At 33.5% G+C, this 26,192-nt stretch carries 20 protein-coding genes; 6 read left to right on the top strand and 14 right to left on the bottom strand.

The genetic code is table 11. The annotated features are described in order from the left end of the window. Positions 1-37 precede the first annotated feature (37 nt). Together ACP7BT_RS04540 and ACP7BT_RS04545 are read left to right on the top strand one after the other, a co-directional pair. Positions 38-886 carry a Cof-type HAD-IIB family hydrolase gene (locus ACP7BT_RS04540; RefSeq protein ID WP_041079594.1) on the top strand — a complete coding sequence of 283 codons (849 nt, stop codon included), beginning with the start codon at positions 38-40 and terminating at the stop codon, positions 884-886. 26 nt (positions 887-912) lie between these two features. Beyond that, positions 913-2,235: a CoA-disulfide reductase gene (locus tag ACP7BT_RS04545; protein ID WP_011303499.1), complete on the top strand. Its 1,323-nt coding sequence runs from the start codon at positions 913-915 to the stop codon at positions 2,233-2,235. 69 nt (positions 2,236-2,304) lie between these two features. Here the strand turns inward: ACP7BT_RS04545 and ACP7BT_RS04550 are convergent, their stop codons facing one another. The 9 genes from ACP7BT_RS04550 to ACP7BT_RS04590 form a co-directional block, all read right to left on the bottom strand. After that, the gene (locus ACP7BT_RS04550; RefSeq protein ID WP_011303500.1) at positions 2,305-2,694 is read right to left on the bottom strand and encodes a YisL family protein; all 390 of its coding nucleotides are present in this window, start codon (positions 2,692-2,694) and stop codon (positions 2,305-2,307) included. Positions 2,695-2,896: 202 nt separating this feature from the next. Continuing rightward, the gene (locus ACP7BT_RS04555; protein WP_002483783.1) at positions 2,897-3,802 is read right to left on the bottom strand and encodes a fumarylacetoacetate hydrolase family protein; all 906 of its coding nucleotides are present in this window, start codon (positions 3,800-3,802) and stop codon (positions 2,897-2,899) included. Between the two features lie 117 nt (positions 3,803-3,919). Continuing rightward, positions 3,920-5,056, bottom strand: a complete 1,137-nt coding sequence (locus ACP7BT_RS04560; protein WP_041079596.1) for a DUF418 domain-containing protein — start codon at positions 5,054-5,056, stop codon at positions 3,920-3,922. A gap of 15 nt (positions 5,057-5,071) precedes the next feature. After that, positions 5,072-8,731, bottom strand: a complete 3,660-nt coding sequence (addA, locus tag ACP7BT_RS04565; RefSeq protein ID WP_081324765.1) for a helicase-exonuclease AddAB subunit AddA — start codon at positions 8,729-8,731, stop codon at positions 5,072-5,074. Continuing rightward, positions 8,731-12,192: a helicase-exonuclease AddAB subunit AddB gene (gene addB, locus ACP7BT_RS04570; RefSeq protein WP_041079600.1), complete on the bottom strand. Its 3,462-nt coding sequence runs from the start codon at positions 12,190-12,192 to the stop codon at positions 8,731-8,733. The genes addA and addB overlap by 1 nt, the downstream gene beginning before the upstream one ends. A gap of 310 nt (positions 12,193-12,502) precedes the next feature. Continuing rightward, positions 12,503-13,078, bottom strand: coding sequence for a signal peptidase I (gene lepB, locus ACP7BT_RS04575; protein WP_011303505.1), 576 nt, complete (start codon positions 13,076-13,078; stop codon positions 12,503-12,505). A gap of 18 nt (positions 13,079-13,096) precedes the next feature. After that, positions 13,097-13,615, bottom strand: a complete 519-nt coding sequence (gene lepB / locus ACP7BT_RS04580; protein WP_002483788.1) for a signal peptidase I — start codon at positions 13,613-13,615, stop codon at positions 13,097-13,099. Positions 13,616-13,619: 4 nt separating this feature from the next. Further along, a complete protein-coding gene (locus ACP7BT_RS04585) occupies positions 13,620-14,195 on the bottom strand; it encodes a TVP38/TMEM64 family protein (RefSeq protein ID WP_011303507.1) in 576 nt (191 codons plus the stop codon). Between the two features lie 239 nt (positions 14,196-14,434). Then, entirely contained in the window at positions 14,435-15,766 is a 1,332-nt protein-coding gene (locus ACP7BT_RS04590; protein ID WP_041079601.1) for a glucose-6-phosphate isomerase, read from the bottom strand. Positions 15,767-16,108: 342 nt separating this feature from the next. Here ACP7BT_RS04590 and ACP7BT_RS04595 point away from each other — a divergent pair, with 342 nt between their 5' ends. From ACP7BT_RS04595 to ACP7BT_RS04605, 3 genes are all read left to right on the top strand, one after another. Continuing rightward, the gene (locus ACP7BT_RS04595; RefSeq protein ID WP_041079603.1) at positions 16,109-17,314 is read left to right on the top strand and encodes an argininosuccinate synthase; all 1,206 of its coding nucleotides are present in this window, start codon (positions 16,109-16,111) and stop codon (positions 17,312-17,314) included. Beyond that, positions 17,304-18,683, top strand: coding sequence for an argininosuccinate lyase (argH, locus tag ACP7BT_RS04600; protein ID WP_426303742.1), 1,380 nt, complete (start codon positions 17,304-17,306; stop codon positions 18,681-18,683). The genes ACP7BT_RS04595 and argH overlap by 11 nt, the downstream gene beginning before the upstream one ends. 320 nt (positions 18,684-19,003) lie before the next feature. Continuing rightward, on the top strand, positions 19,004-19,993 hold the full coding sequence (locus ACP7BT_RS04605; protein ID WP_037538890.1) for a glycerophosphodiester phosphodiesterase: 990 nt from the start codon (positions 19,004-19,006) through the stop codon (positions 19,991-19,993). A gap of 103 nt (positions 19,994-20,096) precedes the next feature. On the opposite strand, the gene ACP7BT_RS04610 is transcribed toward ACP7BT_RS04605, so the two are convergent. The 5 genes from ACP7BT_RS04610 to ACP7BT_RS04630 form a co-directional block, all read right to left on the bottom strand. After that, on the bottom strand, positions 20,097-21,341 hold the full coding sequence (locus ACP7BT_RS04610) for a Glu/Leu/Phe/Val family dehydrogenase (protein ID WP_002483794.1): 1,245 nt from the start codon (positions 21,339-21,341) through the stop codon (positions 20,097-20,099). 110 nt (positions 21,342-21,451) lie between these two features. Next, the gene (locus tag ACP7BT_RS04615) at positions 21,452-22,642 is read right to left on the bottom strand and encodes an ornithine--oxo-acid transaminase (protein ID WP_002483795.1); all 1,191 of its coding nucleotides are present in this window, start codon (positions 22,640-22,642) and stop codon (positions 21,452-21,454) included. A gap of 370 nt (positions 22,643-23,012) precedes the next feature. Then, positions 23,013-24,146, bottom strand: a complete 1,134-nt coding sequence (locus ACP7BT_RS04620; RefSeq protein WP_002483796.1) for an NADH-dependent flavin oxidoreductase — start codon at positions 24,144-24,146, stop codon at positions 23,013-23,015. A 233-nt stretch (positions 24,147-24,379) separates the two neighbouring features. After that, positions 24,380-24,760, bottom strand: coding sequence for a S1 domain-containing post-transcriptional regulator Ygs (gene ygs / locus ACP7BT_RS04625; protein WP_002483797.1), 381 nt, complete (start codon positions 24,758-24,760; stop codon positions 24,380-24,382). A 310-nt stretch (positions 24,761-25,070) separates the two neighbouring features. Further along, the gene (locus tag ACP7BT_RS04630) at positions 25,071-25,664 is read right to left on the bottom strand and encodes a peptidylprolyl isomerase (protein WP_002483798.1); all 594 of its coding nucleotides are present in this window, start codon (positions 25,662-25,664) and stop codon (positions 25,071-25,073) included. 64 nt (positions 25,665-25,728) lie between these two features. Between ACP7BT_RS04630 and kapB the strand changes: the two genes are divergently transcribed. Continuing rightward, positions 25,729-26,112, top strand: a complete 384-nt coding sequence (gene kapB, locus ACP7BT_RS04635) for a sporulation phosphorelay system protein KapB (protein ID WP_100217402.1) — start codon at positions 25,729-25,731, stop codon at positions 26,110-26,112. Positions 26,113-26,192: the final 80 nt, after the last annotated feature.

A 26,192-nucleotide genomic window follows, 5' to 3' on the forward strand; every position in this document is an offset into this window, starting at 1 on the left:
TATTCATACATCAATAAAAAACATTAAGGAGAATTAAATGGAATCTTATTTAATTTGTCTAGATCTAGACGGCACGTTATTAACAGATGAAAAAGTAATCTCACCATATACAAAAAACGTTTTAACAACACTACAACAACAAGGTCATAAATTAATGATTGCTACTGGTAGACCTCATAGAGCCAGTCAAATATATTACCATGAATTAAATATGGATACACCCGTTGTTAATTTCAATGGTGCCTTTGTTCATCATCCAAAAGACGATCAGTTTGAGCCAATGCATGAAGTATTGGACTTAGATTTATCTAAAAACATCATTGAATCACTGAATGATTATGGCGTAACAAACATGATTGCTGAAGTTAAAGATTATGTTTTTATTAATAATTACGATCAAAAATTATTCGATGGGTTCTCTATGGGAAATCCAAAAGTTGAAACAGGCGATTTACTTAACTCATTAACTGAGTCTCCAACATCGATTTTAGTTGAAGCAGAAGAATTTATGATTCCTAGAGTCAAACAAATGCTCACACGTTTTTACGCTGAAAATATTGAACATCGTCGATGGGGTTCACCATTCCCAGTAATAGAAATTGTTAAGCAAGGTATTAGCAAAGCACGTGGGATTGATTATGTGAAATCGTATTTAAATATTGATAGAAATCATATCATTGCTTTTGGAGACGAAGATAACGATTTGGAAATGATTAAATATGCGAAACACGGTATCGCGATGGACAATGGTTTAGATGAACTTAAACACGTTGCAAATCAAACTACATATTCTAATAATGAGGATGGCATTGGACGTTATTTAAACGACTATTTCCAATTAAATATGCCTTATGAAGAAACAGTAAAATCTAGTATAGAATCATAGATAGATACTTAAGGAGGCTTTTCATTATGAATAAAATTGTAGTAGTAGGTGCAGTTGCAGGTGGTGCAACGGTAGCCAGTCAAATTAGAAGACTTGATCAAGAAAGCGAAATTGTTGTCTTTGAAAAAGATAGAGATATGAGTTTTGCTAATTGTGCCCTGCCTTATTATTTAGGTAACGTGGTAGATTCGCGCAATAAGGTGCTTGAAGCAACACCTGAATCATTTTATGAAGCTAAAAATATTGTTGTCAAACCTTGTCACAAAGTAACATCAATCAATGACACAGAGAATACAATTACTGTCTATGATCGTATACAGGATACGTATTTTGAGACACATTATGATACTTTAATATTAAGTCCTGGCTGTAGTGCCAATTCATTAAATTTAGATAGTCCTATTGCGTTTACATTAAGAAACATGGAAGATACAGATGCAATTGAAACATTCATCAAAGAAAATCAAGTTAAAAACGCACTTGTCGTAGGTACTGGATATATTGGTCTTGAAATTTTAGACAATCTATATGAAAGAGGTATCTCCCCTACACTCATCCATCGTTCAACACATATTAATAAACTAATGGATCAAGACATGAATCAAGCAATCCTCGATGAAATGGATAAGAGAGATATTCATTATAGATTCAACGAAGAAATTTCAAAAGTTGTGGGCAATGCAGTGCATTTTGAATCTGGTAAAGTTGAAAATTATGACCTAATTATCGAAGGCGTTGGTGTTAAACCAAACTCAGAATTTATAAAAAATTCAAACGTTACTTTAGATGATAAAGGCTATATTCCAGTAAACGACCAATTTCAAACGAACATTCCAAATATTTATGCACTAGGTGATATCATTACGTCCCATTATCGCCATGTTGATTTAAATGCACACGTTCCTTTAGCTTGGGGTGCACATCGTGGTGCTAGTGTCATCGCCGAACAATTAGCTGGTGATCACAAGATACACTTTAAAGGTTATTTAGGCTCAAATATCGTAAAATTCTTCGATTATACATTTGCTAGTGTCGGTGTATCACCGAAAGAGCTTTCAAATTTTGATTATGCAATGGTCGAAGCAAATCAAGGTGAACATGCCGGTTATTACCCAGGAAATACCAAGCTGCACTTACGCGTTTACTTTGATAAGACAAATCGACGTATCATTCGTGCTGCAGCAGTAGGTATGAAAGGTGTCGACAAACGTATTGATGTACTATCAATGGCTATGATGCATAAACTCACTATCGATGAATTAGTTGAATTTGAAGTAGCTTATGCACCACCATACAGTAGACCCAAAGATATTATTAATATGATAGGTTATAAAGCACGAAATAAATAACTATATAAATAAAAGCCGTACATTTCCTAATGGAATTGTACGGCTTTTATTATTGTTATACACTTACGTTTATAAACCAAACATTTGCGTAATTGGACCCATAGGTAAAATAATACCTATAATCATCGTTAAGATGATTACTACAATCGTCGTCCACATTAAGCCATGACTAGGTTGCCCTTTTTTACGTTTAGTAATTGTTACTTCCATTAATGCAACTACAGCCACACCACATATCATTTTCAATGTAAGTAACATGTGCCCACCAGCAGCTCCTGATGAAAATGATTGAATCCAAACCCAAAATCCAGAAATTAAGACTAATAGCATAAATAGTCTTAATAGCATATGAATTGGTTTGAAATATGGTGATGCACCTTGTTTTTCTGAAAAATTAAAATAAGCAGCAAAGAACAAGATGATTAATAAAACCCAACTAGCAATATGCATATGTAACATACTTGATTACCCCCACACAATTTTTACTTCAAAAATATATAAAACAGAAGTATTGTTGTCCCCTTTTAACTTTGAAGTCAAAAGATTACATCTCTTATCATACTCAATATAACTGTACAATTCAAAAAAACTACATTACTAATTTACAAAAAATAAAACTGGTTAACCCGCCATGGACTAACCAGTTAACAATAATCAATGATTATTTATCTGCAATAAAGTTTGTTAACGTACCAATATTATCTATTGTTACCTTAATTTCATCACCAGGTTGTAAGAATTGCGGTGGATTCATACCTGCACCAACACCCGCTGGTGTGCCAGTCGCAATAATATCTCCTGGATGTAATGCTACATATTTTGAAATTTCTTCTATTAATTCATCAATTTTAAGAATCATTTGACCTGTATTGCCATCTTGACGAATATCATTGTTAACTTTGGTTACAATATTGACATCTTCTGGCGTTGGTAATTCATCTTTTGTTACAATATATGGTCCTACAGGGCAACCCCCTGTTAAACTTTTAGATAAGAATGCTTGGTCCTGTGCATTTTGAGCTTTACGGTCTGTTATATCATTAATAATTGTATAACCATAAACATAATCTAAAGCGAGACCTTTAGGTATTTTCTCACCAGATTTGCCAATGACAATACCAAGCTCACCTTCATAGTCTAGTTGATCCGTAATATCTTTATGATTTGGTATCGTGCTATTATCACCAGTTAATGACGAAGCAGCTTTAGTAAAAACATACAAACGTTGTACTTCGTGATTTAACTCATTCGCATGATCTTGATAATTACGTCCAAAGGCAATTACATTATTAGTTGGCGTGACCGGCGGTAAAAATTCAATGTCGCTAAACTGAACTTTGTAATCTTCACCTTTACCACTGTCTTCCGCTGCAACAACCGCTTTACGAACTTGTTCTTGAAAATCTACGACTTGATTTTGTTGAAGACCATTTAATAACGTTTTAGGGTGAAATGAACCTTCAGCAAAATCTGCAAATACTTTCTTCAAGTCCCATGCAGCTTCTTCACGTTTTACTTTCACACCATATGATGTCTGTCCTTCATGTTTGAATGATAGGAATTTCATTCATTATCAGCTCCTCATCTATATCTTATTTCATATTATAACTATATTTACCACTAAATAACAAATATATAACTAGCATAAGCCAAAAATTCAGGCCTTTTACCTAAACTAAAACGATTACTTCAAATATGTGACTTTTCGCCATAACCATTCTATTGGACCTTTACTGAATTTTTTCAAATAAAAATAGCAACCAATGACTTGTAAGCTATAAAAAATGATAACAATGAGATAGGATTGATATAATGGCAACTTGTTATATAACCCTAAGCCAAAGCCCATAAAAATAAATGTAAACATGATACTTTGAGTAATATAAACCGATAAGCTCAATTTACCGGGATACTTAAATATACGCATGATTTGTGCACCATGAACACTTTGACATAAATATACTATGAGTATAATATATCCTGCAGATACAATCGGGCCACCTACAGCATTGATAACAGCGAATGAACCATTATCATAATCAATAGCAAAAGGCATTTTAATACAATAGCCTAAAATAGCTATTAAACTCCCCCATTTCAAAAAGGATGAGCTTTTTGTTCGAATAAGTTCAATTAAATTCATCTTATATGCAGCAATACCGAAAAGGGCATAAGGTAAAAATTCCAGAAATGCAGATCCCATTAAAATATCCAACATACTATATAGATTCTCAAGAACGTTCAACTTTAAAAATGAATCATAGTGTCCATTCTGTTTAACATCGATAAATTGTTGCAGAGATATACCTAGATAGTTATTTTTCTCATAAACACCTTGCGTATAATTTAAAATGGCAAAAGGCACCACAAAGATAAGGATTTTAAACACAAATAAAATACTAGCTATTTTAATTAGCTTTTGGGCTTTCATTTTAATAAACAGTACTGCGAATAGCCCTGTAAATGCATAACCAAATAGGATATCACCTGAAAAGATAAACATACCGTGAATTACGCCGATGACTAATAAAAAGCTAAGTCTTCTGTAGATCATCGGATAAAATCGAATTTTTCTGATTCGACTATGCTCAAACATCATACCAAGTCCATACCCAAATAAAAAAGTGAATATTGGATAAAATGAACCTATAACAAACAGTGTAATCAAATGAAGTAATACAGCATTAAAGCCTTTTACTGTCTGAGACATTGAAGCCATCTCGTACGGAAGACTAAAAACTAAAATATTCATTAAAATAATGCCGAAAAGACTTATTCCTCGCAAAGCATCTAATTCAAATATTCTTTGTTTCACAGGCACGTGTAACGCTCCTTTTTATCCTTCTATAGATAACTGACCAAATTTAAAGAAATACAAGAATCCTTTCACATCGGTCTTCAATATTGTTTCTAATGTATTACGATAATGATTCATTTGAACCTTATAGCGTTCTCTCAATTGAGCACCAATCTCTTCATCTGACATATTTCTTCGTCTATTAAAGGCATCTGTCTTATAATCTACAAAATAATATTGTCCCTCTTTAACAAATATAAGGTCAATCATCCCTTGAATAATTGAAGCATCTTCTTCACTATGCTTGTTATGGTCAACCTCATTTTGATTAACAACAAATGGCAACTCGCGATATATTTCGTCACTTTCAGCAATTAATTGATACAAGTCACTTGCTATAAAATTGTAGATATCATCAAATCGGATATCTTGTTTGGCATCTTCAGGAATAATATGTTGCGCTATCAGATGATCTACGAGACGGTTTACATCTTCTTCGGTTAATCTATCCTTATTAAAAGGTAAGTGTTGCATAACTGTATGCATTAATGTACCTATTTCATTCGCTTTTCTTTGCTTACTACGGCTTAAAAATGCCGGTCTCTCATATGAAGTAGAACCAATACGATATTGTCTAACTCTATCATAGTTCGTATCTGATTGTTCCGTCTCATGCTGACGCTTCAACTCCGAAACCGACTGCTTTGAGGGCTTTTCTATAGCTGATTGATATGGATATTCATAGCTTAATTGATTACGAATTTGAGCTTGAAGTGCTTCATTTTTCGAATGATTCATTTCTATATCTGCTACCGTGCGCTGTTCGCTTACATCAGTGACTGTTTCTGACGCAATATCTTCATAAAAATCAGTGTTTAATTGTACATATGGTCGCATGGCTTGATCAACGCCCTCTATCGTCTGTTCAAAGCGCAACTCATTTGGCAATGATGAAGACTGGTATTTGGCTAGTATTGGATAAATCATATCAATCGGTCGTTGTGCTGTTATGCGATAACTCACCGGTAAATGGGATTCCGATACGGATACTTGTTCAAACTGTGAAAGTGTTTTTTCATCTTTAACTCTACCAATTAAAAAAAGTTGTTCTTTTGCGCGTGTTAAAGCAACATAAATGAGTCGCATTTCTTCTGAAACCATCTCTTTTTCAGCAATCGCTTTATATGTCACTGAAGATAACGACGGATAAGATAAATTACTTTCAACATCATAATACGCCATACCTAAACCATAACTCTGATTTAATATAACCGGCCGATGTAAATCATCACGTCTAAACTTACGAGAAAGCCCAGAATATATAACAAATGGAAACTCTAGCCCTTTACTGCTATGAATTGTCATCATTCTAACAACATCATCGTTCGGTCCGACTATATTCTCTTCACCAAAATCTTTACCACGTTCAATAAGTTCATCAATAAAACGAATAAATTGATACAATCCACGAAAACTTGAGTTTTCAAATTCGACCGCTTTGTTAAATAATCCATATAAATTCGCACGACGACCTTTACCACCAATAATGCCGCTAAAGTACTGTATGACGTAGTGATCATTATAAAATTTATCGATGAGTTGATAAACTGGATGACTTTGACTATAGTCTTGATATTGTTCGATATCTTCAAGGAATGACGCAAGTTTAGCTACTAATTTTTTATTAGCTACATCATTGGCCATGTAATGCTTTATCGATTGATAAAAGTAATCATCGTTTGGGCTAAATACACGTATATTAGATAACTCATCCTCAGTAAATTGATAAATAACCGAACGCATGAGACCGACTAAATAAATATCTTGTAAAGGGTTATCTATGGTTCTTAAAAACGATAAAATCAATTGCACTTCAGTTTGTTCAAAATAGCCTTCCTTGCTGTTCACATGAAATGGAATATTATGATCCTTAAATGCTTGTTGAATTTTACGCGCTTGTCCATATGATCTTTCTAAAATCACAATATCTTTATAGCTCGGTTTTCGATATTGTTCCATTTTAATATCATAAATTTCATGTTGCGACATTATTTTTTCAACTTGCTGTACAATATATTCTGCCTCTTGTTCTGATCCATTTAAGTCTGATGTTGCATCTTCAATTAACATATTCAACTGTACATCATGTGGTTTATGATCAAACGGCGCCCCATAATATAACTGTGCTGCATCGTCGTAAACAATTTCTCCTACTGCCTCGTCCATCATATGCTTAAATAAATAATTCGTCGTTGTTAATATTTCTTCCCTTGATCGAAAGTTCTGAGACAAATCTATGCGCATACCGTGTTCAGACCCATCAAGCGTAAAGCGATTATATTTCCCTATAAAAAGACTTGGATCTGCTTGTCTAAATTTATAAATAGACTGTTTCACATCACCAACCATAAACAAATTACCATCCGCTTCGCCACCACGTTTAATGCAGGCAATGATTTTTTCTTGAACACGATTGGTGTCTTGATATTCATCTACAAGGATTTCCTCAAATTGCTTGCGATACATATCTGCAATTTCTGACGGATTACCGTCTGAGTCCATCAAAATACGCAAGGCGAAATGTTCATAATCCGAAAAATCCAGTAAGTTACGACTTCGCTTTTTATGATTAAATTGTTCAATCACATCTGCTGTAACTTGCGCTAAATAAGCGACTCTTGGCGCTAAACGTTGCATATCTGTTTTTAAGTCAGCGGCTTCACGTGAAAAATAATCTTCTTGGACTTTACTCACTAACGCTTTGTAATCATCATAATGCTTTTTACCATCATCATATGCATCCATCATCATTTCATTAGCTTCTTTTATCTTTTTATTTTTTGCAGGAAAACGTGATTCAAATTGATGTTCAGCAATTTTTTGCGTATTTAACAAGCCACCTTCCATCGCTTCTGCTAAGAAACGGCGTTCTTTATCTAATACAGCGACTTGTTTATCTACTTCTTCCAACATCATAAATAAATCGTAACTCTTATTGAGTGCCTCTAACGCAGAATTCATAAATATCATCGCTAAATCATTAAGCAAATTGAATAATGTTTCTTGCTGTGATTCATCTTCGTATGGTGTTGACAAATGTTGTAGCCAATTTAATGGATTTGGGTTAGCAACACTAAAGTAATACATTTCTTTAATGGTATTCCTTAATTGATCATCATTACGGTCAGATGATAATTGCTCTGTTAAATCAACAAAATGAGGATCCAATATATCGTAATGGCGTTCGAGCACTTCATCGATTGTTTGCTCTAGTAATAATATATTTTCCGCTTCACTGCTTGTTCTAAAATTAGGATCAATATCTAAGACATCATAATGTTGTTGAATGAGTTTCAAGCAAAAGCTATGTAATGTAGATATCTGTGCTTGATGTATTTTGACACGTTGATTTTTCAAATGTGCATTGTCCGGATTTTCAATTGAAGCTTCTTGAATGCGTTGATCTACACGTTGTTTCATTTCACGTGCACTTGCATTTGTAAAAGTAACCACAAGCAATTTATCAACATCAATTTCATCTCTGATAATGCGTTGAATGATACGTTCAACAAGTACTGCTGTTTTACCAGAACCGGCTGCAGCTGCAACAAGAATATCCTGGCCTTTGGCATAGATACTCTGCCATTGGTTATCAGTCCATCGTGTCCCTGTTGGTTTCACTGGTATGTCATTCATCATTACTCACCCTCACTTTCTAAATCTACATCTTGGATTGCTTCAAGTGGATTGATTGATTCGTCAACTGTACGATATCGTTTACTATCAATCATGCCATCTACATGACAGACTGATTTATAATTACAAAAATCACATGGTAATGTTTGGTTATATTTCATTGGCGCAACTTCGGTATGACCATCCATGATATTTGACGCTGTTTCAATAAAGTTCTGCTTATTATGCTTAATTAATTTATAAATTGTCTGTTCATCGGCAACTTTACTATTACTTTTAATTCCGCCATCCTTTTTCAAACCTAACGGTACAATATCGGAATTGTAACTTGGTTCTAATCGTGTATCAAACGCATCTAAGACAGATGTGTCACTATTTAATAAACCACTGAGTTTAAACGAATTAATAAATTCGGTGTTTCTTTTATCTTCACTTAATTGATTCCAAGCTAATTTAATACGTGGTTCATGTACGTGAAAATATAGTAGACCTCCTGGTTTAGTCATATCTGTTAAACCAAGTCTTGATTTATTTTGCAGAACAATATCCATATAAGTCATCATTTGCATTTGCATGCCATAATATACTTTAGTTAAATCTAACGTACCACTGTACTTGGAAGACTTATAATCTATAATATTTACAAAACTTTCATCGCCTTGTTGGTATGTGTCGATACGGTCGATTTGCCCGCGAATATTGATTGGTATACCTTGTTTCGTTTGCAATGGTGCTGCTAATAACTCACTTTGATCTTTAGGTTTTCTTCTAAAGCTAGCTTCAAAACGTTGTGGTGTAAACTTAGTATGACTTCCTTGGTATTTAAGTGCAGTCAATGTCGTCTCAACAATGGCACCAATGCGTTGCGACAAATAGCGATAATACGCCGTTGAATTAAGTAAATTAAATTGAACTTCTGGTAATATTTCACTCAATGCTTCTGTCGTTAACTTGTGTATTTGTTTTGGATTTAAATTCTTAAAATCACCATTTACTTTTTCTGAAATGAATTTTAAAACCCGATGAAATATGTCGCCTAAGTCAAAATTTTCTAGTTTATATTTTGTACGTTCATTAAGTCTTAAACCATGAGAAGCAAAATGTTTAAATGGGCACGCCTGATATCCTTCAAAACGAGACACACTTGCATTAATGGTTGAGCCATATAATGCTTTAGATAATGATGGATTGAGTTGAACTGTCTGATTATCGTATGTTAAAGCAGAAAGTAAATAGCTTAAACCATCATTTAAGCGCGTATCATCTCTCATCACTTGATACGTATCTAACCAAGTTTCAGCTACCAATTCATCATCTAGCCATGCCTTCAAAGATTCAAAAAGCGCAATCTTAGTTTGATGAGGATGTTCCATTAACCTTAAAGGCTCTGCTTGATGTTGATGATGAATATTTTGTACTTCTAAATTTGTATACAATTGCTGAATTTGATGTAAGAATGGACTCGGCTCTTTCACATCACCACTCGCTCCCATCAATGCATATGAAAATGTGACATGCGCACGACTTCTTGTCATAGCAATATAACAAACAAATGCTTCATCCATTTGTAAAATATCAGCTGTGGGACTTAATTCGATTGATGACTGCTCTTGGAAATACTTTTTCTCTTCATCTGTAATTAAACTAGATGCAGTCACCGTTTGTGGCAACACGCCATCATTAGCCCCTACAAGGTAAACATGTTGTTTATTATCCACTTTCGCTAAATCCATAGTTCCAATACTCACTTGGTCTAATGTCTGCGGAATCATAATAAATTCTAGTTGTTCTAATCCAATATCAAAGAGTTCTAAGAAGCGCGTTTTTGACATGCTTTGATCATCAAATACTGTCACTAAATCATCTAGTGTTTGTATAAGACCATTCCATATTTGATCTATCTCTTCGGCTTTTTTATGTTCACCATTAAAGTCTAATGCATCTCTATCTGTCATTAATTGACTTGGCAAATCAAATGCTTCCATCGCTTCATAAAATGCAGTTGCAAAAGCGATCGCTGTGCTAGCATTATTTATTTTCTCCTCAAATAACATGACTTTTTTCATTACGTCATTTTTTAATTGAATGACACGCTCAAAGGTTTCGCGTTCTTCATCTGTTAATGGCTGGCGTTTCAAACCCATTTTTCTAAATTGTTCTATATCAAAGTATTTGTCGTCTATCCAACGCTTGCCATATATACCGCGCTCTAATACAAAGTTCTCTAATATATCAATAAGATATTGGCTATCTTTAAATTTTTTAGTTAAAACATTTGTTTTAAACAAACGCATTAATGGATCAAATTGCCATCCAGTTTGGATAACTTCTATAAGTGAACGTATCATTTCCATTATTGGATGATGCGTCATAGATGACTTAACATCTATGTTGTATGGTATATCGTACTGTGGCAATATAGATTCCATTAAATAAGCATATGATTCGTCTCTATATAAAATAGCAATATCTTGGAAACGACGACCTTGTTCACGATTTTCTCTTAAGATACGTCGCGCAACTTCGTTAATTTCTTCACGCATGCCAGAAGCTTCTAGAATTTCAACATTACCTTCTGTTGGAATAGGCTCAAACTGTAATGCATTGAAATTGTGTTCCAAGTGTTTCAAGTCTTTGTGTATGAATCGCTGCACATCCAAAAACTGTCTACTATGTAATTGTATATTTAAATTATTCGCAATTTCTTCTATATGCGTCAATGATTCAGAGGGTTTTCTAAACAAACTAAAAAGATCTCTATCACCATCAGTCGTTAATACAATCGTCACTTTTTTCGCATATTTTACTAAACTTTGTATGATTTGATACTCTAATGTTGAAAAGTTGTGGAAACCGTCTATATAAATTTCTGCGCGTTTAAGCCACTCAGATTGGTCCATCATTTCTATAAACCGCTGCAAACTATCCTCTGTTGATACATATTCACCATTGATTCTATCTTCTAAGTGTTTGTATACCAATGCTATATCTTGTAATTTATGCTTTGTTCTCGTTTGTAAATTATTTTCCGCAATATACATTTCTAGTTGTTGTGGCGATACCGCATATTTTTTAAAATCCTGTATTTGTTCATATAGTTTCTCGCTAAAACCATAATATTTTACCTGTGATTGATATAACCTTAATTCAGACTGATGTTGTTGTATGATGTCATATATCATCATTTCTGTGCCTGCTTTTGATAATTGTTGTTCCATCAATCCGCCGACTTCTTGAAATACACGATAGCTCAAACGTTCAAAGTGCAATACCTCTGTTCTCAAACTACCATTTAATGTTTTGTCGTTTACAAATGCTTGTTCAAGTTGAAACGTATTTTGCGTAGGCGCAATTAATACTATCGGATCTCCTAATGGATCTTGTTTCATTTTTTCTTTAATTTCTTCAATAATCGCTTTTGATTTCCCAGTACCTGCTCTACCGATATACGCATTTAATTCCATTATCTACGCCAACTCCTTTGACTCACATTTTAACATATAAAGCTATCTGTTATGACTTCTTACACCTATCATAGTTAATTAATTACCATAAGCATTTTACTTATTATATACGTCTATAAGCAATGTCGTAATATTTACATATCTACTTACCATTCACTATTTTTTTATTCACTTTATTATAAGACTGTACAAACTTAAAATATAAAAAATGAACTGGAAACCTACTTGGTCTACAGTTCATTTTTTAATTATTGTAATAGACAATGAAATCATCTATTGGTACGAGCGTTCTATCTCTTACACAATTTATCTACTTTCCATAATCTGTATCAGGATTGAATCCAAATTTCATTTCATTTAGTGGCCAGAAACTGAATGATACCTTACCGACTATTTGATCTTCGTCAATTAAACCAAACGAACGACTATCTTTACTTACTTCACGGTTGTCTCCTAACACTAACAACTTACCTTTAGGAATTTTATTCTTTTCATCTACTTGATTGATATCTTTAGTTTCAAAGCTTCCTGTAATGTAATTATATTGTTTATGCTTCTTATTATAATCCAAGTAAGGTTCATCTACTTTTTTACCGTTAACGTACAATTCATCTTTCTTGTACTCTACGTTGTCACCTTCTGTACCAATCACACGTTTTACATAATCATTTTCTTTTGTAGCATGGAATACAACAACATTTCCTTTTTCAATGCCACTTAAATTTTTAGAAAATAAATTTACAATCACACGTTCTCCATCTTTCAATGTCGGATCCATAGAGTCACCTTTAACTGTATACGGTTTAGCCACAAAGTTAACAATCAGCAATACTAATGCAACTGCTACTACAATGGATACAATCCATTCGATTATCTCTTTTCTCAATTTTTACACCTCGTCTATTTAATTGAAGTCTACCGTGAATTTTTTAAATGGGTAATATCTCATACTAACATTACCGATAATATCTTCTTTCTTAATATAGCCCAATGTCCTAGAATCATGCTTATTCGTACGTTGATCATTGAGCACAAAATAAGCATTTGGTGGTATGATATCACTTTCAGAATTTTTTATATCCCTAAGTGATAAATTTTCTATGCTGTTTTGGGTATAAGGTTCATCAACTTGCCTATCATCTCTAATAAGCTTACCGCCTTTAAAAGCAATCGACTGCCCAGGTTTGCCAATAATCCTACTATATTGAATATCATCACCATTACGATACATTATAATATCATTATTATCTAACAAATCAAATGTTGATTGTATTTTATTTACAAATATACGATCATTTTCCTTTAGATTCGGAGACATTGTATTATCTTTCACCACCGAACCAGTAATAACAAAAGCTTGAATCAACAGTACTATAATAATCGCAATTATAATTGAAATCAAATGTTTTAATATTTTTCGCAAGTTGTCACTCCTCCGACGAACTCATAAAATGTTTCTCAATCTTCCTTCCAACGAACCAAACGATGATAATGACAACCACAATTGTAATCAATCGTGTTGGATTAGAGAATAAAGTCGTAATATCATTGCCTAACCAACCAACGAGTCCAATCATGATAAACTTAGAAATAATCAGCACAGTTAGATAAGCATGCGCTTTAATATGGGACATACTTGCAACGATATTTACGAGTGCACTTGGTGTAAATGGAAAGCACATTAAAATAAAGATAGGAATAACGCCTCTTCGATCGATAAAATGAATCAACCTCTGCACAGAAGTACGTTGCTGAACCTTTTTCATATACTTTGTATTATTTAATCTTCTGAAAAACAAGAAGACAATATAACTCCCTGCAACTGTCCCAGCCCAAGCTAATACAGTACCTATAAACCACCCAAAAGCATTGACGTTTACAATGATAAACACAATGATTGGTAAAATCGGAATAAAAGCTTCAATAAAAGGTAGCAGGAAACCTGCAATATAACCTAAACTACCAAACATATCAAACCAATGCTGTACTTGCTCCTCTGTCATTAAATCAACCCTCATTATAACTATTCTATATAATTATAAGTGTAAAGTTGCTTATTTAAAACTATAAAGTATTCAGCATGTGATAAATCGGTCTCAGGAATGAGCTTGCTATCATGTATTAGATTTATGCATACGATAAAAATGCATAAAAAGAGTGCGACGCTATAAACGTCACACTCTTTTTCATTGTCATTACATATTTTAATGTAAGCAATCTAACTTCAAACTACTAGAAAATATTATAAACGTTTTTCTAATGCTTCTTTTTTATCTTCAAATCCTTGTTTACCTAATAAAGCGAACATATTTTGTTTATATGCTTCTACGCCAGGTTGGTTAAATGGATTAACACCCAATTGGTAACCACTCATTGAACAAGCTAATTCAAAGAAGTAAACAACGTAACCAAATGTTTCTTCATCAAGACAAGGTATATTTACAACGATATTAGGTACACCACCGTCAGTATGCGCTAATAATGTACCTTCAAACGCTTTTGTATTTACTTCATCGATTGTTTTTCCAGCTAAATAATTTAAACCATCTAAATTATCACTATCTTCTTCAATCGTAATATCATGTTTTGGATTATTTACTTTAACAACAGTTTCAAATAAGAAACGACGACCTTCTTGTACATATTGTCCAAGTGAGTGTAAATCTGTTGTGTAGTTTGCACTTGATGGATAAATACCTTTGTAGTCTTTACCTTCAGATTCACCAAATAATTGTTTCCACCATTCATTGAAATATTGCATTGATGGTTCATAGTTAATTAACATTTCTGTATCATAACCTTTTGCATATAAAACGTTACGAATCGTTGCATATTGATAAGCAATATTATCTTCTAAATTCTCAGATGACAATTCTTCACGTGCTTTCGCTGCACCTTCCATCATTGCTTTAATGTCAATACCAGCAACTGCAATTGGTAATAAACCAACAGCTGTCAATACTGAATAACGGCCACCGATATCATCAGGCACTACAAATGTTTCATAACCTTCATTTGTAGCTAATTGCTTCAATGCACCTTTTTCTTTATCTGTAGTAGCAAAGATACGTTTTTTCGCTTCTTCTTTACCATATTTATTTTCTAAAAGTTGTTTAAACAATCTGAATGATACGGCTGGTTCAGTCGTAGTACCAGATTTAGAAATAACGTTTACTGAAAAATCTTTACCGTCTAGATAATCTATTAATTCTTGAGTATAAGTAGATGATAAGTGATTGCCAACAAATACAATTTCAGGATATTCATCGCTATTTCTAAATGAAGAAGTTAGCATTTCAATCGCAGCACGTGCACCTAAATAAGAACCACCAATACCAATAACTACGAATACTTCCGAGTTGTCTTTGACACGTTTTGAAGCTTCTAAAATACGTGAGAATTCTTCTTTATCATAATCAACAGGAAGATCAATCCAACCAAGAAAGTCGCTGCCTGCGCCAGTACCTTTATGGATAGTATTATGAATTGATTTAACTATATCTTTTTGTTGTTGTAGTTCATGTTCGCCAAAAAATTCTAAAGTTTTACCATAATCTAATTGAATATGCGTCATATTGAATTGCCTCCAGTGTTTTTAATTTCATTATTATTTTACTAAGTTTATTTTGACTATTCAAACAACTAGCCTATCGTTTATCAAAAATAATAGTTAAACCTTATCATCCAAGAATAATGAGCTTTATAATTTATTCACTATTATATACATTACATTTCCCCTTCCTATAACATAAATTCATATTTAAAGCCCTATAAATCAACTTTCATACTAAAGATCAAAATATTATATGTATATTTATGTAAAATAATGGTTTTATTTTCATTCATAATCTGCTATACTATCCATATCAAATTCATAAAAAAAGACAAATTCAATCAAATTAAATGAGGTGGCAGTATGAAAGAGAAAATCGTATTAGCATATTCAGGTGGTTTAGACACTAGTGTGGCAGTTAAATGGTTATTAGATAAAGGTTATGATGTGGTTGCATGTTGCTTAGATGTCGGTGAGGGTAAAGATTTAGAATTAGTACATCAAAAAGCATTAGATATGGGGGCTATAGAATGTCATATTATTGATGCTACAGAAGAATTCAGCCAAGATTATGTATCGTATGCAATCAAAGGCAATCTAATGTATGAAGGAACATATCCTTTAGTATCAGCATTATCAAGACCTTTAATTTCAAAAAAACTCGTTGAAATTGCTAGCAAAACAAACTCAGTAGGTATTGCGCATGGATGTACAGGTAAAGGAAATGACCAGGTACGTTTTGAAGTTGCAATTAAAGCATTAGACCCTGAATTAAAAGTATTTGCACCAGTAAGAGAATGGGCATGGAGCCGTGAAGAAGAAATCGATTATGCAATTAAGCATAATATTCCAGTCCCTATTCAACATGATTCTCCTTATTCAATTGACCAAAATTTATGGGGTAGAAGTAATGAATGTGGCATTCTTGAGGATCCTTATGCTGCACCACCAAAAGATGCATATGATTTAACAAACGAATTAGAAGACGCGCCAGATGAAGCCGAAGAAATTGTACTCTCTTTTGAAAAAGGTATCCCTGTCGCTTTAGATGGCACAGCTTATAAATTAAGTGAACTCATCTTAGAATTGAACAAACTCGCAGGTAAACATGGGATTGGTAGAGTAGATCACGTAGAAAATAGACTCGTTGGTATTAAATCAAGAGAAGTCTATGAGACACCCGCAGCAGAAGTAATTATGAATGCACATAAAGCGCTAGAAACAATTACACTGACAAAAGATGTTGCACATTTCAAACCAGTTATTGAAAAACAATTTTCTGAACAAATATATAATGGCCTATGGTTCTCTCCGCTTACAGATAGTTTAAAAATATTTGTTGATAGTACACAAGCACACGTTACTGGTGATGTACGTCTTAAATTGTACAAAGGCAATGCTATCGTCAATGGTAGACAATCACCTTATACGTTATACAACGAAAAATTAGCAACTTATACAAAAGAAGACGCATTTAATCAAGAATCTGCAGTTGGTTTTATTGATATCTTTGGATTACCTACAAAAGTCAATTCAATGTTACACGGTGGCTATAAAGATGAGCAATAAAGCATGGGGTGGTAGATTTAGCGAGCAACCTGAGGATTGGGTTGATGAATTCAATGCCTCTATCCACTTCGATAAGACGTTAATTCAGTATGATGTGCAAGGGAGTATTGCACATGCAAAAATGTTAGCGAAACAAGATATCATTACAGATTCAGACTGCGAGCAAATTATTGAAAGTTTAAATGCTATATTGAAGGATTATGAACAAGATAATTTAGAATTGGATGCTTCGTTAGAAGATATTCATTTAAATATTGAACATGAATTAATTAAGCGTATTGGTGATGCTGGAGGTAGATTACACACTGGTCGTAGTAGAAATGATCAGGTTGCTACAGATATGCATCTCTATACAAAAGCTGAAGTCAATGCTTTGATTGAATTAATTACACAATTTCAACATACAATTGTAAATACTGCTGAATCGCATATTAACACTATTATGCCAGGCTATACACATTTACAAAGAGCACAACCTATTTCATTCGCGCACCATATACTAACTTATTATTGGATGTTGGAAAGAGATAAATCACGTTTTCAAGATAGTTTAAAACGCATTGATATTTCTCCTTTAGGTGCGGCCGCATTAAGTGGTACTACCTATCCGATTGATCGTCATGAAACGCAATCACTTTTGGATTTTAGTGCCATATATGAAAATAGTATGGATGCCGTGAGTGATAGAGATTATATTGTTGAAACATTGCACAATATTTCATTAACGATGGTACATTTGTCACGTTTTGCTGAGGAAATTATTTTTTGGTCTTCAGCTGAAGCAAATTTTATTACCTTATCAGATGCTTTTTCAACTGGTTCATCCATTATGCCTCAAAAAAAGAACCCAGATATGGCTGAACTTATAAGAGGCAAAGTTGGACGTACAACTGGTCACTTGATGAGTATGTTGATGACACTCAAAGGTCTACCTTTAGCATACAATAAAGATATGCAAGAAGATAAAGAAGGATTATTTGATGCCGTTCACACCTTAAAAGGATCCTTACGCATATTTGACGGTATGATAGATTCAATGACCGTTAATGTTGAACGTCTACAACAAACGGTATACAATGATTTTTCAAATGCGACTGAACTCGCAGACTATCTTGTGAATAAAGGTGTCCCTTTTAGGAGCGCACACGAGGTTGTTGGTAAAATTGTGCTTTGGTCTATTCAACATAATATATATTTATTAGATGTACCTTTAGAACAATATCAGAGTACAAATGAACTGATAGAAGCGGATATCTATGATTATTTAAAACCAGAAAATTGTGTAAGCAGAAGAATTAGTTACGGTTCGACGGGTCAATCATCGGTACAACAACAACTCGATATCATTCATAAACAACTCAATGACTAAACATGCATAGATTTTTAATATGTCATTAGGTCGCATATAATAGTTAGAGTCTGGGACAAAAATAGATGTTCCAGACTCTTCTTCAATTAGGTAATAGATGACTAGGAAAACTCTATTAGAAATTTGGGGTTCAGTTTCATCTTTATTTTAAAAGTTTCCATTGTCTTCACTTTAGATTCTATAACTATATATTTCTTTTAAAATTGTAAGCTTAAAATTAATTTTATTTATTTTGAATTATAATACTGTAAATTCTATTCTCATCCCCCTCTTTTTTATGTACTGTGAGTATATAGTTCATATTAAGGAGTGTCGTCATTATGAAACATACACATAAGCTAATCGTTTCTAGTATAACTGCTTTAACATTATCGGGTTTGTGTACTTCATCATTTATTGAAGCTTCGGGAAACGGTAATGCCTATACGGAACAGTCAAACACTACAAAGCAACAAAGCGGGTCTAGTAATCAATCACAACAAAGCCAAAAGAAAGTACAAAATTTGACAGCCGAAAAATTCACGACAATTGCACACAGAGGTGCGAGCGGCTATGCACCGGAACATACTTTTTTCTCATATGATAAGAGTCATAATGCCATAGGTGCCTCATACATAGAAATTGATTTACAGATGACTAAAGATGGCCATTTAGTTGCAATGCATGATGAAACAGTAGATCGTACAACAAATGGAACAGGTAGAGTGGATCAATATACATTAAAAGAATTAAAACAATTAGATGCAGGCAGTAAATTTAATAGTCAAAATCCGCAATATGCTAATTCAAATTATAAAGGTGCAAAAATTCCAACCCTAGATGAAATTTTAGAGCGTTATGGAACATCAGCTAATTACTACATTGAGACAAAATCGCCTGATGTTTATCCAGGTATGGAAGAAAAATTATTGGATTCCCTTAATAAACATCATATGTTAAATAAACAATCACTTAATAATGGTCATGTTTTAGTACAATCTTTTTCACAAGAAAGTTTACTTAAAATGCAGAAACTAAACTCAAATGTGCCATTAATCCGTTTACTTGATAAAGGTGAATTATTAGCTTTATCTCAGCAAGATTTTAATGAAATTAGAAATTATGCAATTGGTGTAGGTCCTGAAGCCTCTGATTTAACAACACAAAATGTTAAAAATCTTAAAAAAGCTGGTTTACTTGTACACCCATTTACAGTTAATGACCCAGAAGATATGAAGCGATTGAATCATTATGGTGTTGACGGTGTATTTACAAATTATCCAGATCTATACAAACAAGTAATAAATGAAGGAGAACAGAATAAATATTAATTTTTGTTTATTCCTTTATTTTTAAATCCATTAAACAACATACGAAAAAACGACAATTGCTGATAAAAACAGCAATTGTCGTTTTTGTTATATCTGTATTGGCTTATGCCCAACCACGGTAACGTGCAGCTTCTGCCGTACGTTTAACACCTACAATATATGCAGCTAAGCGCATATCAATTTTTCTATTTTGAGATAATTCATAAATTGTGTCAAAGGCTGTTGTAAGCTTTTCACGCATTTTCGTGTTAACTTCTTCTTCAGTCCAATAATAACCTTGGTTATTTTGCACCCATTCAAAGTATGAAACTGTAACTCCACCAGCACTTGCTAATACATCAGGTACGAGTAGAATATCACGTTCAGTTAATATGCGTGTTGCAGCTGGTGTAGTTGGTCCATTTGCCGCTTCAACAACAATATCAGCTTTAATATCATGAGCATTGTCTTCAGTAATTTGATTCGCAATGGCTGCAGGAACTAAAATATCACAATCAATTTCAAATAATTCTTTATTTGAAATTGTTTCATCAAATAAGTTCGTAACCGTACCAAAACTATCTCTTCTATCTAATAGGTAATCAATATCTAAACCTTCTGGATCATGTAATGCACCATACGCATCTGAAATCCCAACAATTGTTGCACCCATATCATACAAGAACTTAGCTAAGAAACTACCAGCGTTACCAAATCCTTGGATGACAATACGCACACCTTTAAGATTTAGTCCTCTTCTTTGTGCCGCTTGTTCGATAGCAATGACAACACCTAGTGCAGTAGCACGGTCACGTCCTTGTGAACCACCTAATACAATCGGTTTACCAGTGATAAACCCTGGAGAGTTAAATTTATCTAGCGAACTATACTCATCCATCATCCATGCCATAATTTGAGAGTTTGTAAATACGTCTGGTGCTGGAATATCTTTTGTCGGTCCAACAAATTGAGAAATTGAACGAACATATCCGCGAGATAGACGCTCTACCTCATGAATACTCATTTGACGTGGATCGCACACGATACCACCTTTACCACCACCGTATGGTAAATCTACAATGCCACATTTCAATGTCATCCACATTGATAATGCTTTAACTTCTTCTTCATCAACGTCTGGGTGGAAACGAACCCCACCTTTTGTTGGTCCAACAGCGTCGTTATGCTGTGCACGATAACCAGTAAATGTTTGTACAGTACCATCATCCATACGTACAGGAATTCTAACTTGTAGGAAACGTAAAGGTTCCTTTACCAAATCATACATACCATCGTCAAATCCCAATTTATGCAATGCTTCCTTAATAATTTGTTGCGTAGAAGTAACTAAATTATTATTCTCAGTCATGATTCATTTCGCCTCTTTTTCGTTACTAATGATTTCGCTTTCATGATAATTGTAACATAAGATTTACCTTTTTAAAGGGGTTTCAGAACATATGTTACAGAAATGTGAATTTACTCAAAAACACTTCTAACTTTGTCTAATGCAAAGTCTAATTCTTCCTTAGAAATAATAAGTGGTGGTGCAAATCTAATTACCGTATCATGCGTTTCTTTACATAATAAACCTTGCTCTTTTAAAGATTCACAGAATGGTCTTGCTGCTTCATTAAGTTCAATTCCGATAAACAATCCACGTCCACGTACTTCTTTGATTGCTGGGTGGTCTATTTTTTCTAATTCTGATTTAAAATAATCACCTAACTCTAAAGAACGTCCTGGTAAATCTTCATCGATAATGACATCTAGCGCTGCATTTGAGACTGCACAAGCAAGTGGATTACCACCAAATGTTGATCCGTGTGAACCAGGTGTGAATACACCTAATACTTCTTCATCTGCTAATACCACTGAAATTGGCAATACACCGCCACCTAAAGCTTTACCTAGAATATAAACATCCGGTTTTACATTATCCCAATCTGTTGCAAATAATTTACCTGAACGTCCAAGACCAGCTTGAATTTCATCAGCGATAAATAAAACGTTATGCTCATCACATAATTCTCTAATTTGTTTCAAATAACCTTCTGGAGGTACATTAATACCTGCTTCTCCCTGTATCGGCTCAATCAGAATAGCTGCAGTATTTTCATTAATTGCTGCTTTAACAGCCTCAATATCGCCAAAATCTACTTTACGGAAACCATCTAATAACGGGCCATACCCACGTTGGTATTCAGGTTCAGACGATAAGGAAACAGGCGCCATTGTTCGACCATGGAAGTTACCATTGAAAGCAATAATTTCTGCCTTATCTGGTTGTATATTTTTAACATCATAAGCCCAACGACGTGCTGCTTTTAATGCAGTCTCAACTGCTTCCGCACCAGTGTTCATCGGTAAAGCTTTTGCTTTGCCAGAAAGCTTACAAATTTTTTCATACCATTCACCTAGATTTTCACTATGGAAAGCGCGTGAAACTAATGTAACTTTATCCGCTTGTTCTTTCAAAGCTTGGATAATTTTAGGGTGTCTATGACCTTGGTTTACAGCTGAATATGCAGATAACATATCCATATATTTATTTCCTTCAGGGTCTTTGACCCATACGCCTTCCGCTTCCGAGATAACAATTGGAAGTGGTACATAGTTTTGTGCACCATAATGATTTGTTACTTCAATGATTTCTTCTGATCTTGACATGATATCTCCCCTTTGTAAAAATTTAAGAGCAAAAATGACTCCTAAGCAATACTCACTCATAGCATAACGTATTTACACGTGAACTGAAACTATTTTCTAAAACAGCTTACTCAATCACTGTTCAACGTCTTAAATACGCTATTTTTTGTATTGTTAAATTCATATATACAATTGTCAAAATTATGTAAGCCCTTACATATATAATGACATAACCCTAACTATGATTACAAGAAAATTTCCTTAAATTTAAAAATAAAATTAACTATTATTATTTTTAAATTTAATTGTATGTTTAAGCATTATATTCGTAAAAAACGCATAAATCTTCTGGATTCATTCATCAGAAAATTTATGCGTTCAAATGTGTTATTTATTTGTTATCTGTTCTTGGTAATGGGTAGAATCCTCGATTGAATTGATCCCATAAATTTGGTGGTAAATGATGTCTATCTTTTCTTTCAGGATCAAATTGTGAAATGATTTCATCTTCTTTACCGTCTTTAATTTTACTAATAAAGTTGTGATCTAGTAATATTTCTCTACCTAAAGCAATAAGATCAACTTTCGTAGACTCAATTGCTTCAATTGCTTGATCAGCAGTAAAGATTGAACCAATTCCAATTAATGGCATACGGCCGTCCATCCATTCTAATAATAATTGTACACGTTCTTGACCTTTATATTTACCTTCACGTGTTTTAGAATGTATATCCATTAATGATACATGTAGATAGTCTAATGGTTTTTCAATTAAATGCTTAACCAATGTTTCAGTAATTTCCATGCTTATACCTGGAGATTCTACTTCTTCTGGTGAAAGTCTATAGCCAACAATAAAATCTTTACTACCATACTTTTTAACCGTTTCGGTTACTTCATCAATCACTTCTGAAGCGAATTTCAAACGGTCTTCTCCCCATTCATCATCACGACGGTTGTAATAAGGTGAAACAAATTGATGAATTAAATAATGGTTGGCACCATGAATTTCTACGCCATCGAATCCAGCATCAATGACTCTCTTCGTTGCCTCTCCAAATGCTTTAATTGTTTCTTTAATTTCATCTACTGTAATTTCACGTGCATGGTGTTCTTCTTGCTCACCAAAACTTTTCATTGAAATCGGACTAGGTCCAGCAACATCTCCACCCGGTGTTAAATTAGGTAATGATTGTGCACCACCGTGATGAATTTGAACAATTGCTTTAGCACCATTTTTCTTCATAGCTTGCGCTAAACGTTTTAAACCTTCTAAATTCGAATCATGTGCAACAGATGGTTGACCAGGGAATGCTTTTCCTAAATCGGTAACGTTACTCGCTGCGGAAATGGCTAATCCTACATCTTTTGAGCGTTGTTCCATATATACGACTTCTTCATTAGAAATAGAGCCATCATCATTAGATGATACATGTGTTAATGGCGCTAATACAAAACGATTATCTAATTCAACTTTATTCGGTAAAGTTAATTTTTCAAATAATGGTTGGAATTTTTGATTCATGTTTACTGTTCCTCCTAAATGTACTTTTAAAAAGTTTGGATAATTTTTAATACTTTTTTATTTTAGCTACCTCAGTTTTAATTTAAAATAAATATGCTCACGCATATATTTTTGTATAGCCATATTCGCATACTTTAAAACAAATACTCACTTTATTGTCATATTTACTAAAATGTTATAAACAAAAAAGCTGCCATTTCAATCATGAAATGGCAGCTTTTTCAAAAGATAAATTACTCATCTTTAATCGCGTTTTTGGACTGCTTTATCCAAACCGGTAAGCGTTCTTTAATTGTTTGAAACCCATATCGTTCGGTCTCTTTAATTTCATCTAACACTGACTGTTTTTCTTTCTTACGTTCATAATTTTTAAAATAGTCATTATCTTTTAAAGAAAGATTCAGTTTACCTTCATCATCAATTGAAATCACTTTCGCTCTTACAATTTGCCCTTCTGATAAAAACTTTTTTAAATTATGGACGTAATCATCCATAATTTCAGAAATATGAATTAAACCTTCAGCATTGTCAGGGGTTTCTACAAAAGCGCCATACGGTTGAATACCAGTCACACGAACTTTGACATGTTGACCTACTTTATAGTGATTATTCAACGTGATAACCCCTTATTTCGTTTTTCTTAACACTATTATAATAGCATACATTATACGATGGCACTAATATTATAGTAGAAAAATTTCACATTTCATTCATAGGCAGACATAAATCAGTGGTTCATCATGATTACAGCAATGGATAAAACATACGTATGCCACGCTGATTATTATTGCATTGATATATTACTGCCAACGATGTCTATGCCTTTAAAATTCGTCGATAAAAAAAAAACCTAGATATACCCATACGATTTATTGGGTTGATCTAGGCTTTCAATTCGTACTTTAATTTACAATGTCATTCGTATTATTCGACTATTTCAATTGAATCGATTGTTATATCATGTAATGGTTTATCTTGTGGCCCTACTTTAGTGTTTGCTATGTCTTCTAAAGTATCCTTACCTTCAATCAGTTGACCAAACACTGTATGTTTTTGATCTAACCATGGTGTGCCACCCGTTTCAGCATATGCTTTAACGATTGGCTCTGGCCAACCACCGTCAGCTAACTGACTCAACATTGATTCGGGTACTTCATTCATTTGTACTATAAAGAATTGTGAACCATTCGTATGTGGACCAGCATTTGCCATAGATAACGCACCATAAATATTAAAGGCTTCTTTTGAAAATTCATCTTCAAAAGGTTCACCATAAATACTTTCTCCACCCATACCTGTAGCTGTTGGGTCGCCACCTTGTACCATAAAATCATTAATGACACGATGGAATGTTACACCATTATAGTAACCATTTTTCGCATGTGTCACAAAATTTTCTACAGTTTTTGGTGCTACATCAGGTAATAGTTTAAAGGTCATATCTCCTTTATTTGTGTGCATAATCAATTTAATTTCATTACCGTTAATTTCTGTATTTAACTGAGGATAGTTCGTCATTTTTATTCTCCATTTCATGTTAAGATGATATATGTATTCTAACATAAAAGAAGGGATGGAATGAATCATGTTATATCGTTTTTCACATAAAACTGGCAGTTACGGCGTTACCATTAAGGAAGAAGATGAAAATCAAGTACTCGTACAAGTTGAACAAGTCATTAAACACCCTAAACAAGGGGATTTGCATAATCCAACAGAAACAGAAAATGTTTTCTTTCACGAAAGAAAAGCACTGAGCCAATATGAAAAGCGTTACACTAAAAAATCTCATTTAAGACCTTTTAATGTAGAACCATTACCATATAAAGTATCTTTACAACAAGCTATTACACATTTAGAAGAAAAATTAAAAGCTGAAAATACATTGCACGCAACAATGTCGCTTGAAAATCTACAGCGTCTCAAAGCAGATTATTCACTTCAATATAAACAAAATTTTGAATAAAAATACCGTGTTTCTTCTTATTTAACAACACATATATTTCAAGTCCTTCAAGGCTTAAACACGTTTTTCAGAACTCTTCA

Origin of the sequence: Staphylococcus sp. Y174-1 (genome assembly GCF_049897865.1) — a bacterium.
GTDB classification, from domain to species: domain Bacteria; phylum Bacillota; class Bacilli; order Staphylococcales; family Staphylococcaceae; genus Staphylococcus; species Staphylococcus saprophyticus.